The sequence below is a fragment of the Sphingomonas sp. BLHR8 genome (genome assembly GCF_056821725.1).
The window spans coordinates 1,036,417-1,045,253 of record NZ_JBPDIM010000001.1; the positions used below are offsets into that span (position 1 = coordinate 1,036,417).

Annotated in this window: 13 protein-coding genes and 1 other RNA gene; 7 read left to right on the plus strand and 7 right to left on the minus strand. The window is 68.2% G+C overall.

Annotated features, from left to right (window positions below; genetic code table 11):
- Positions 1-153: 153 nt before the first annotated feature.
- The 4 genes from ffs to ACRYJK_RS05140 form a co-directional block, all read right to left on the minus strand.
- An RNA gene (gene ffs / locus ACRYJK_RS05125) (signal recognition particle sRNA small type) lies at positions 154-251 on the minus strand.
- A 37-nt stretch (positions 252-288) separates the two neighbouring features.
- Positions 289-1,356 (minus strand): serine hydrolase, encoded by a 1,068-nt coding sequence (locus ACRYJK_RS05130; RefSeq protein WP_482666470.1) that lies wholly within the window; start codon positions 1,354-1,356, stop codon positions 289-291.
- 54 nt (positions 1,357-1,410) lie between these two features.
- Entirely contained in the window at positions 1,411-1,746 is a 336-nt protein-coding gene (locus ACRYJK_RS05135; RefSeq protein ID WP_482666471.1) for a 2Fe-2S iron-sulfur cluster-binding protein, read from the minus strand.
- Positions 1,743-2,828 carry a cysteine desulfurase family protein gene (locus ACRYJK_RS05140; RefSeq protein WP_482666472.1) on the minus strand — a complete coding sequence of 362 codons (1,086 nt, stop codon included), beginning with the start codon at positions 2,826-2,828 and terminating at the stop codon, positions 1,743-1,745. Before ACRYJK_RS05140 ends, ACRYJK_RS05135 begins: the two co-directional genes overlap by 4 nt.
- 117 nt (positions 2,829-2,945) lie before the next feature.
- Here ACRYJK_RS05140 and ACRYJK_RS05145 point away from each other — a divergent pair, with 117 nt between their 5' ends.
- The gene (locus tag ACRYJK_RS05145) at positions 2,946-3,602 is read left to right on the plus strand and encodes an alpha/beta hydrolase (RefSeq protein ID WP_482666473.1); all 657 of its coding nucleotides are present in this window, start codon (positions 2,946-2,948) and stop codon (positions 3,600-3,602) included.
- Between the two features lie 5 nt (positions 3,603-3,607).
- Here ACRYJK_RS05145 and ACRYJK_RS05150 read toward each other — a convergent pair whose 3' ends face one another.
- Together ACRYJK_RS05150 and ACRYJK_RS05155 are read right to left on the minus strand one after the other, a co-directional pair.
- Positions 3,608-3,775: a hypothetical protein gene (locus tag ACRYJK_RS05150; RefSeq protein WP_482666474.1), complete on the minus strand. Its 168-nt coding sequence runs from the start codon at positions 3,773-3,775 to the stop codon at positions 3,608-3,610.
- Between the two features lie 42 nt (positions 3,776-3,817).
- Positions 3,818-4,111, minus strand: coding sequence for a hypothetical protein (locus tag ACRYJK_RS05155; RefSeq protein ID WP_482666475.1), 294 nt, complete (start codon positions 4,109-4,111; stop codon positions 3,818-3,820).
- A gap of 240 nt (positions 4,112-4,351) precedes the next feature.
- Here ACRYJK_RS05155 and rpiB point away from each other — a divergent pair, with 240 nt between their 5' ends.
- Genes rpiB through ACRYJK_RS05180 form a run of 5 tightly spaced genes read left to right on the plus strand, consistent with a single transcriptional unit; the run spans position 4,352 to position 7,547 of the window.
- A complete protein-coding gene (gene rpiB, locus ACRYJK_RS05160; protein WP_482666476.1) occupies positions 4,352-4,813 on the plus strand; it encodes a ribose 5-phosphate isomerase B in 462 nt (153 codons plus the stop codon).
- Positions 4,810-6,123, plus strand: a complete 1,314-nt coding sequence (gene glyA / locus ACRYJK_RS05165; protein WP_482666477.1) for a serine hydroxymethyltransferase — start codon at positions 4,810-4,812, stop codon at positions 6,121-6,123. The genes rpiB and glyA overlap by 4 nt, the downstream gene beginning before the upstream one ends.
- Before the next feature lie 3 nt (positions 6,124-6,126).
- Positions 6,127-6,339 carry a hypothetical protein gene (locus tag ACRYJK_RS05170; RefSeq protein ID WP_482666478.1) on the plus strand — a complete coding sequence of 71 codons (213 nt, stop codon included), beginning with the start codon at positions 6,127-6,129 and terminating at the stop codon, positions 6,337-6,339.
- Between the two features lie 15 nt (positions 6,340-6,354).
- On the plus strand, positions 6,355-6,816 hold the full coding sequence (gene nrdR / locus ACRYJK_RS05175) for a transcriptional regulator NrdR (RefSeq protein ID WP_482666479.1): 462 nt from the start codon (positions 6,355-6,357) through the stop codon (positions 6,814-6,816).
- Positions 6,813-7,547, plus strand: coding sequence for an RNA methyltransferase (locus ACRYJK_RS05180; RefSeq protein WP_482666480.1), 735 nt, complete (start codon positions 6,813-6,815; stop codon positions 7,545-7,547). Before nrdR ends, ACRYJK_RS05180 begins: the two co-directional genes overlap by 4 nt.
- 130 nt (positions 7,548-7,677) lie before the next feature.
- Here ACRYJK_RS05180 and ACRYJK_RS05185 read toward each other — a convergent pair whose 3' ends face one another.
- On the minus strand, positions 7,678-8,007 hold the full coding sequence (locus tag ACRYJK_RS05185) for a chorismate mutase (RefSeq protein WP_482666481.1): 330 nt from the start codon (positions 8,005-8,007) through the stop codon (positions 7,678-7,680).
- 208 nt (positions 8,008-8,215) lie between these two features.
- On the opposite strand from ACRYJK_RS05185, the gene rpsD reads away from it, so the two are divergent.
- Positions 8,216-8,827 (plus strand): 30S ribosomal protein S4, encoded by a 612-nt coding sequence (rpsD, locus tag ACRYJK_RS05190; protein WP_482666482.1) that lies wholly within the window; start codon positions 8,216-8,218, stop codon positions 8,825-8,827.
- Positions 8,828-8,837 lie beyond the last annotated feature (10 nt).

Sequence of the window (8,837 nt, forward strand, 5' to 3'; positions counted from 1 at the left end):
GGCACCAGTTCCTCGGGATCGGCGGGAGAATCGCTCACGGCCGTGAACATAGGGGGACGGTCGGCTTTGGGGAACGGGGCCATTGGCGCAATCGGCGCAGCCGAGGGCCAAGGATCACGGACCGGCCCGAGTCCATTTCGCGACATCATGTGGAGAGGTGGGAGCCGGAACGACCCGCCGCGAATTCGTTGCGGCTGCTTCCTTCCGGACCTGACCGGGTTGGCGAAGACGACGTCCGCCCGACTCCCGCGCCACATATGGCGGGGGGCCGGGCGGCGCGCAAGGGCGCTATTTCGCCGGAGCAGTCGTCTCGGCCGCCGGAGCCTCACGCGTTCGCGGCGCTGCGGCCTTGGTCGTCGCGGTCTGCGTAGCGACCGCACCGGCGCTGCCGGGTGAGGTCAGCACCCGCCCGAACACGCGACCGACATCGGCGAGCGCGGCGTTGGCGGCCTCCTCGCTGGCGTCGGTCTCGTCCAGATAGACCGTGAACAGGTGGCTAATGGGCGCATTGCCGTCGCGGTTGGCGGCGATCCAGCCGACATCGTTATAGCTGCGCGTGCAGGTGCCGGTCTTCTCGCCTGCCCGCACCGTCTCCGGCAGACCCGAGCGGACGCGGTTGAGCCCGGTTTGCGCGTCGCGCGTCCAGCCGATCAGCCGCTGCCGAGCAGTGTCCGACAGCGCCTCGCCCGCAAACAGCGAGCGCAGCACGGTGAGCATGCCCACCGGCGTCGCGCTGTCTTCGTTGCTGGCCCGCGCATTCTCGTTGAGCACGCCTTCGCTGCGATCGACGCGCACCTGGCCATTGGCGCCGAGCGCGTCGGCCTTGGCGCGATAGCCGTCGTAGCTGCCGACCAGCGTCAGCAGCAGGTTGGCGGCGGTGTTGTCGCTGTTGACCAGCGCGGCATCGAGCGCGTGGGTGACGGTGGTGGTGCCACGATCGCCCTTCAGCCCCGCCTGAAGCACGTCGCTGTGCGGCACGACCTGATCCTTGCCGTAGGCGATCTCCTGCTCGGGCCTCACCCGCCCGGCGTCGATTTCTGCGAGCACCATGCCGGCGAGCGGCAGCTTGAAGGTCGAGCAGATCGGGAAACGTTCGCCTGCACGGTGCGCGACCAGCACATTGCCTGCCGCGTCGGTTAGCAGCACGCCCAGCCGCCCGCCGACGCGCGCCTCGATGGCCTTGATCTCCGCCTCCGCCTGCGCCTCCCCACGTGGAGCGGGGGCGGCGGTTTGGGAGGTCGACGTGGTGCGCGTTTCGCTCTTGCCTTCGTAGGGGGTGTCGGTGCCCTGCATCCCGCACGCCGCGAGCGACAACGCCAGCGCACCACCAAGTCCGAACCGCATCCACCCGTTCATTCGCTCGACCCCTCCGGAAAGTTCGGGGGCTCAACGCAGAGAGCGCGTTCAGGTTCAGAAACGCTGCGCGTCGTGCGCCTCCGCCGGGATGCGGACCACCAGCGCGTTGGGCAGATCGGCGAGGCGTAACTGGCAGGCTAGCCGGCTCGTCCGCCGCGCCCCCGCGGCGAGGTCGAGCATATCCTCCTCATCCTCGCTCGCGCGCGGCAGAGCTGCGAAGGCGTCGGCGTCGGCGATGACGACGTGGCAGGTCGAGCAGGCCATCTGCCCCTCGCACGTCCCCTCCAGCGGCATGCCGACGCGCTGCGCGAGGTCGAGCAGCGTCTCTTCGCCCTCGCGCGGCTCGGCCACCGTCTCGCGCCCGTTGGCTTCGATGAAACGAATGGTCACGCTGCGAACCGCTCCTGCACGTCCGCCGCGGCGAGCAATGCGTCGATGCCAGCGTTAAGTTCGGCCTCGGTCGTGTAGCGGCCCCAGCCGATGCGCATCGCGCCGCGCGCTTCCTCCGCCGTCCGCCCCATCGCGCGCAGCACGTGGCTCGCCCTGCCCGACCCGCTGGCGCACGCGCTCCCGAGCGAAAAGGCGACGTCACGCGCGTCGGAGAGCACTCGCGAGGCGTTGACCCCGTCCTTCCGCAGGTTGAGGTTGCCGCGGTAGCGACGCTCGGTCGAGCCGAGGATCTCCCAGCCCGCAAAGCGCTCGGCCGCCATCTCCCACAGCCGCGTGACGTGCGCGTGGTCTTCGTCCCACCGCTCCGCGCACAACCGCGCCGCCGCGCCAAAGCCCGCCACCAGCGCAGGCGAAACGGTGCCCGCGCGATGCCCATGCTCCTGCGAGCCGCCCACCAGCAGCGAGGGCAGTTCGACCCCGTCGCGGATCCACAGCGCGCCGATGCCCTTGGGGCCGTGCAGCTTGTGCGCCGATAGCGCGACGAGGTCGACGTTGGCGGGGATCGCGACGCGGCCATAGGCCTGCACCGCGTCGCACAGCAGCAGCGAACCCTTGGCATGGGCAGCGTCGGCGTAGGCCTCGACCGGCTGAATGGTGCCAACCTCGTTGTTGACGAGCATCACCGCGACGAGCCCGCCGTCGGGGATCAGCGCCGGGTCGGGCGCGCACGCGACGCCATCCGCATCGACCGGCAGATCGACCCCGCCCGTGCGCTCCATCGCCGCGCGCACGGCGGCATGTTCGATGCTGAGCGCCGCCTTGGGCCCCGCGCTCATGCTCATCGCCCAGTTGAGAGCCTCGGTCGCGCCCGAGGTGAACACGACCTGCCCCCCCGGCGGCAGCAGCGCCGCCACGGCATCGCGCGCGCCCTCCACCATCACCGACGCCGCGCGACCCGCGCGATAGGGGCTCGCCGGATTGGCGAACCCGTCCCCCTCGCCCGGACCCGACAGCCACTCGAGCATCGCCGCCTTCACCTCCGGCGCGATCGGGGTGGTCGCCTGATAGTCGAGATAGATCATCTGTTGAGAATCGCTCGCAAAACTTGCGGTTTTCCGCGCTCGCGGCTATAGCGCCGACCAACGCAAAGCGGGAGGGGGGTGCCCCACCGCACGCTCACCCTGTTGCGAGTCTCGCCCATGCCCGACGTCATTTTTCCCGGCCCCGAAGGCCGTCTCGAAGGCCGTTTCTCGCCGCCGCCGCGCCCGCGCGCGCCGGTCGCGCTGATCCTCCACCCGCACCCGCACGCGGGCGGTACGATGAACGACCGCATCGTCCAGGCGCTCTACAAGACGTTCGTGCGGCGCGGCTTTGCGACGCTGCGATTCAACTTTCGCGGCGTTGGGCGGAGCCAGGGGACGTTCGACAACGGCATCGGCGAACTCAGCGACGCGGCATCGGCGCTTGACTGGGTGCAGTCGATCCACCCGGAGGCCCAGACCACCTGGGTCGCGGGCTTCAGCTTCGGCGCGCTCATCGGCATGCAGCTGCTGATGCGCCGGCCGGAGGTGCGCGGGTTCATCTCGATCGCCCCGCCCGCGAACATGTACGACTTCACCTTCCTCGCGCCCTGCCCGGCGTCGGGGATCATCGTCCAGGGCGTCAACGACGAGGTGGTGAGCGCGGCGTCGGTGCAGAAGCTGGTCGACAAGCTCCGCACGCAGAAGCACATCACCATTCACCACGACGAGATCCCGCGCGCCAATCACTTCTTCGAAAACGAGCTCGACGTGATGATGCGCTCGGTCGACAATTATCTCGACATGCGCCTCGCGCCGGATTCGCCAATCCGCTGACGCTTTCAGCCGGGGAGCGGCACCAGCCAGATCGCGACGTTCAGCGCCGCGACCAGCGCCGCCCCGGCCATCAGCCACCCGCGCTTGCGCTCGCCCCGCCGCAGCAGGACGACCGCGCCGACACCGAGCGCGACGGCGGCAAGCATGAGGATGCTGAGGATCGTCCCGGACATGGGTCTGCGTCAAAGCGCAAGGCGGCGCCTAGGTGCAAGCTTTCAATTCGGCATGCCTTGGAAAGCGTACTGCCATTCGAGCACGCCCCACACGCAAATCGCCACGATGGTTACGCTCAAAGCTGCAAGCAGACGCAAATCGGTATCCACCATCCCAATGTTGAACAGCGCAAGCGTCGCGACGACGGCGGCCGTAACGGAAAACAGGACAACGGCGGCCGTAACGGAAAACAAGGAGTGGGTCTCAAGCCAAGCAGGTGCTTGAGGCGAGTTTATCGTCAACCCCCCGTAAAGAAGGAAGTCGAGAAGAGCCGCGACGGGGATAATTGCGAGCACGCAAGTCCACATTGCTGTTCACCCTTTGGCTCGTCACTCTAGCTCGGCTCAGCCGGATGGTTAGGTTCAACTCGCCGCGTAGGTCAGCAGCGCGATCGTGAGAGGCACAATCGAACTGGCGAGTTGCGTGGCGAGGCGGGTCAGCATTGCGCGATCCTAGCGGCACCGAGGTTACCGAAATCTTGGCGAGCGCGACGCTAGGCGCTGGCATCATCGCGCTCGCTCGCCTAGAGCGACGCCATGCCACTCGCCCCCACGTCCATCGCGCTCGCCAGCGATCACGCCGCGGTCGAACTCAAGGCCGCGCTCGCGGACTGGCTGCGCGAGGCGGGGCACGCGGTGACGGACCTCGGTCCCGACAACGACGACCGCGTCGACTATCCCGATTACGGCGCCAAGCTCGCGACGGCGATCGCCAATGGCGATGCGGAGCGCGGCATCGCGCTGTGCGGATCGGGCATCGGCATCTCGATCGCGGTCAACCGCCACCGTGCCTGCCGCTGCGCGCTCGTGTCCGAGCCGCTATCGGCGGCGCTCGCGCGTGAGCATAACGACGCCAACGTCCTCGCCATGGGCGCGCGGCTGACCGGCATCGACATGGCCAAGGCCTGCATCAGCGCCTTTCTCACCACTGATTTCGCAGGCGGTCGCCACGGCCCGCGCGTCGCCAAATTGAGCGCCCTCACCCCGGAGCCCCTATGACCGTCGACACGCTGACCCGCCCCGCGCTGCGCCCCGCGGACTTCTTCACCGCCAGCCTCGCCAGCGCCGACCCCGCGGTCGCGCAGGCGGTACGCGACGAACTGACGCGCGAGCAGTATCAGATCGAACTGATCGCCAGCGAGAACATCGTCAGCCGCGCGGTGCTGGAAGCACAGGGGTCGGTATTCACCAACAAATATGCGGAGGGCTATCCCGGTCGCCGCTATTATCAGGGCTGCGGCCCGTCGGACGCGGTGGAACGGCTCGCGATCGACCGCGCCAAGCAGCTGTTCGGCTGCGACTTCGCCAACGTCCAGCCGCACTCGGGCGCGCAGGCGAACGGCGCGGTGATGCTCGCGCTGCTGAAGCCCGGCGCGACGATCATGGGGATGAGCCTCGACGCCGGCGGGCACCTCACCCACGGCGCGCCCCCGGCGATGTCGGGCAAATGGTTCAATGCCGTGCAATATGGCGTGCGGCAGGACGATCATCTGGTCGATTTCGAGCAGGTCGAGCGACTGGCGAAGGAGCATCGTCCGGCGCTGATCATCGCCGGCGGCTCGGCCTATCCGCGCACGCTCGACTTTGCGCGCTTCCGCGCCATCGCCGATGACGTCGGCGCGCTGCTGATGGTCGACATGGCGCACTTTGCGGGGTTGGTCGCGGCCGGCGAGCACCCCTCCCCCTTCCCGCACGCGCACGTCGTCACCACCACCACGCACAAGACGCTGCGCGGTCCGCGCGGCGGGATGATCCTCACCAACGACGAAGCGCTCGCGAAGCGGATCAATTCGGCAGTGTTCCCGGGGCTGCAGGGCGGGCCGCTGATGCACGTCGTCGCCGCCAAGGCGGTCGCCTTCGGCGAAGCGCTCGAACCGGGCTTCAAGGACTATGCAAAGGGCGTCATCGCCAACGCGCGGGCGCTCGCGGGGCGGTTGAAGGCGCGCGGTGCGGACCTCGTTGCGGGCGGCACCGACACGCACCTCGCGCTCGTCGACCTGCGCCCGCTCGGGGTGACGGGCCGCGATGCCGACGAAGCGCTCGAGCGGGCCGGCATCACCTGCAACAAAAATGGCGTGCCGTTCGACCCGCTGCCCCCGGTCAAGACGAGCGGCATCCGCGTCGGTTCGCCCGCGGGCACCACGCGCGGCTTCGGCACCGCCGAGTTCGAGGCGGTCGGCGACATGGTCGCCGACGTGCTCGACGGCCTCGCCCGCACAGGGGAACATGGCGATGCCGCGGTCGAAGCCGACGTCAAATCCCGCGTTCGTGCGTTGTGCGAACGTTTCCCGATTTACGAAGGACTCTAAGCCATGGCGCGCAACGATCTGTCGGACCTCGCCAGCGACGCCGCTGTCGAAGTGAAAGCGATGGCTCGCGAAGGCTGGGCGCGCCCGTCCTCGCGAAATGTCGTGAAGTTCGGTGCCGCCGGGGCGGTCGCGGGAATGGTGCTGCCGATCGTCACACTGCCGGTCGGTCTCGCCGCGGGCGCGGGCTACGCGCTGTGGCGCGCTGTTCGCCGCTGATCCGACGGAGCATCGATGCGCTGCCCGAGCTGCGGTCACGACGTCAGCCAGGTCAAGGATAGTCGCCCCACCGACGACGGCAGCGCCATCCGCCGCCGCCGTCAATGCGAAGCGTGCGCGGCGCGTTTCACGACGTTCGAGCGCGTGCAACTGCGCGACATCACGGTGGTCAAGTCGGACGGCAGTCGCGAACCGTTCGACCGCGACAAGCTGGCGCGCTCGATCGCCATCGCCTGCCGCAAACGCCCGGTCGACGCGGCGGGCGTGGATCGCATCGTCTCGCGCATCGAGCGCACGTTGGAGCTGGGTGCGGAGGGCGAAGCCTCCACCACCGACATCGGCCGCGCGGTGATGGACGCGTTGCAGACGGTCGACAGCGTCGCCTTCATCCGCTTCGCAAGTGTTTACAAGGATTTTGCACAAGCCGCTGATTTCGAGGAATTTGCCGCGTCTGTGCGTGAAGTCGGCGGGCGATGAACCGCCCTGCAATCGTGCTCGTCCGGCCCCAGCTTGGCGAGAATATCGGAGCAGTCGCGCGCGCCATGCTCAACTTCGGTCTCGACGAGCTGCGGCTGGTGTCGCCGCGTGATGGCTGGCCCAATCCCACGGCCTGGCCGAGCGCCGCGGGAGCGGATCGGGTGCTGGACGAAGCCCGCTTATTCCCGGACGTGGCGAGCGCCGTCGCGGACTGCGCCCAGGTCGTCGCCACCACCGTCCGCCGCCGCGGGCTTGTGAAGCCGGTGGTCGATGCCGAAGGCGCGGCGGCATTGGTTCACGACGAACGGGGCAAAAGCGCCTATCTGTTCGGACCCGAACGCTCGGGGCTCGAGACCGATGACGTCGCGCTGGCCCGCACGATCCTAACAGTTCCGATCAACCCCGAATTCGGCTCGCTCAATCTGGCGCAGGCGGTGATCCTCGCCGCCTATGAATGGTCGAAACCGCTCGCCGCGCGCGAGGACGCGCCGCTGATGCAGCCGCCACGGCTCGACGACGCGCCACCGGCCCGGCAAGAGGCTTTAGACGGGTTGGTCGAAGCGATGCGCAACGCGCTCGACCGCCGTGATTATTTCCAGCCGCCCGAACGGACCGGCGCTACGATGCGCTCACTCCGCACGCTGCTGACCAAACCGGGCTGGAGCGAGAAGGAAGTGCAGATGATGCGCGGCATCGTTACCGCACTCGACCGCGGGCGACGTGGGGGGTGACCGCGCTGCGCAGAGAGCTTGGCGGACCTGAAGCTACAAGATGACGGTTTTCAGCCCCGTCATGCTGAACTCGTTTCAGCATCCAGCGGCGGGAAGCCACTTCTGGACCTCCGAAGCTTACGAGGACGCCCTACCCCGACGGCGTGAGGGCGCCCGCCGTCCGCTCGTCGAACAGCGTCAACTCATAGGCAATCGACGCTTCGACCAGCCGCTCCCAGATGTCTCCGATCGGTTCTGGCGGAAGGCCGCGGGCTTCGGCTTCGCGGCAGGCGGCGGCGATGACCGCCGCCTTGCGATCCTCGTCGCGGACCGTCGAACGCTCGGTCTTGATGCGCGAAGCGGCGCGCATATAACCGAACCGCTTGGCCAGCAGCTCCACCAGTTCGGCGTCCAGCGCATCGACGCCCTCGCGCACCTCGGTCATGGTGGAGCAGGCTTCGGGCGGGAGCGTGTGCGACATGGCCTCGCCTTTAGCCGCTGCGGGCGGGCTGTCGAGAGCGATTGGTTGACCTTGCGCGCCACTTCGCCTAGGCGCGCGGCCTTCCACACATGGACCCCGCACCCCGGTGAAGCGGCGGTCGCGTCGGCGCCTTTCGGGCTCCGACGGGTGGCTCCGGGCTTGCCGCGCGCAATCGTGCGTTTCGCGGCACAACACGATGGAGTGACAGATGTCGAAGCGCCACAGCGCCAAGTACAAGATCGACCGCCGTCTCGGCGAAAATATCTGGGGCCGCCCGAAAAGTCCCTTCAACAAGCGTGAATATGGCCCCGGCCAGCACGGCCAGCGCCGCAAGAGCAAGGTCAGCGACTTCGGCATCCAGCTGCGCGCCAAGCAGAAGCTTAAGGGCTATTACGGCGACGTCACCGAAAAGCAGTTCAAGCGCGCCTATTCCGAAGCGTCACGGATGAAGGGCGACACCAGCCAGAACCTGATCGGCCTGCTCGAGCGCCGCCTCGACGCGGTGATCTACCGCGCGAAGTTCGCGCCGACGATCTTCGCCGCGCGCCAGCTCGTCAGCCACGGTCACGTCGTCGTCAACGGCACTCGCTGCAACATCGCCAGCCGCCAGGTGCGTCCGGGCGACGAAATCACGCTGGGCAAGAAGGCGCAGGAAATGGCGCTGGTCGCCGAAGCGCAGTCGCTGCCCGAGCGCGACCTTCCCGACTATATCGCGGTGGACGGCACCAAGGCGACCTTCACGCGCGTGCCGACGCTCGACGAAGTGCCCTACCCGGTGAAGATGGAACCGAACCTGGTGGTCGAATTCTACTCGCGCTAATCGAACGACA

What these genes read in the sequence shown, in the direction of transcription:
- ACRYJK_RS05130 (WP_482666470.1), bottom strand. Translation starts at nt 1,356, where the DNA reads ATGAACGGGTGGATGCGGTTCGGACTTGGTGGTGCGCTGGCGTTGTCG.
- ACRYJK_RS05140 (WP_482666472.1), bottom strand. Translation starts at nt 2,828, where the DNA reads ATGATCTATCTCGACTATCAGGCGACCACCCCGATCGCGCCGGAGGTG.
- ACRYJK_RS05145 (WP_482666473.1), top strand. Translation starts at nt 2,946, where the DNA reads ATGCCCGACGTCATTTTTCCCGGCCCCGAAGGCCGTCTCGAAGGCCGT.
- ACRYJK_RS05150 (WP_482666474.1), bottom strand. Translation starts at nt 3,775, where the DNA reads ATGTCCGGGACGATCCTCAGCATCCTCATGCTTGCCGCCGTCGCGCTC.
- rpiB (WP_482666476.1), top strand. Translation starts at nt 4,352, where the DNA reads ATGCCACTCGCCCCCACGTCCATCGCGCTCGCCAGCGATCACGCCGCG.
- glyA (WP_482666477.1), top strand. Translation starts at nt 4,810, where the DNA reads ATGACCGTCGACACGCTGACCCGCCCCGCGCTGCGCCCCGCGGACTTC.
- ACRYJK_RS05170 (WP_482666478.1), top strand. Translation starts at nt 6,127, where the DNA reads ATGGCGCGCAACGATCTGTCGGACCTCGCCAGCGACGCCGCTGTCGAA.
- nrdR (WP_482666479.1), top strand. Translation starts at nt 6,355, where the DNA reads ATGCGCTGCCCGAGCTGCGGTCACGACGTCAGCCAGGTCAAGGATAGT.
- ACRYJK_RS05180 (WP_482666480.1), top strand. Translation starts at nt 6,813, where the DNA reads ATGAACCGCCCTGCAATCGTGCTCGTCCGGCCCCAGCTTGGCGAGAAT.
- ACRYJK_RS05185 (WP_482666481.1), bottom strand. Translation starts at nt 8,007, where the DNA reads ATGTCGCACACGCTCCCGCCCGAAGCCTGCTCCACCATGACCGAGGTG.
- rpsD (WP_482666482.1), top strand. Translation starts at nt 8,216, where the DNA reads ATGTCGAAGCGCCACAGCGCCAAGTACAAGATCGACCGCCGTCTCGGC.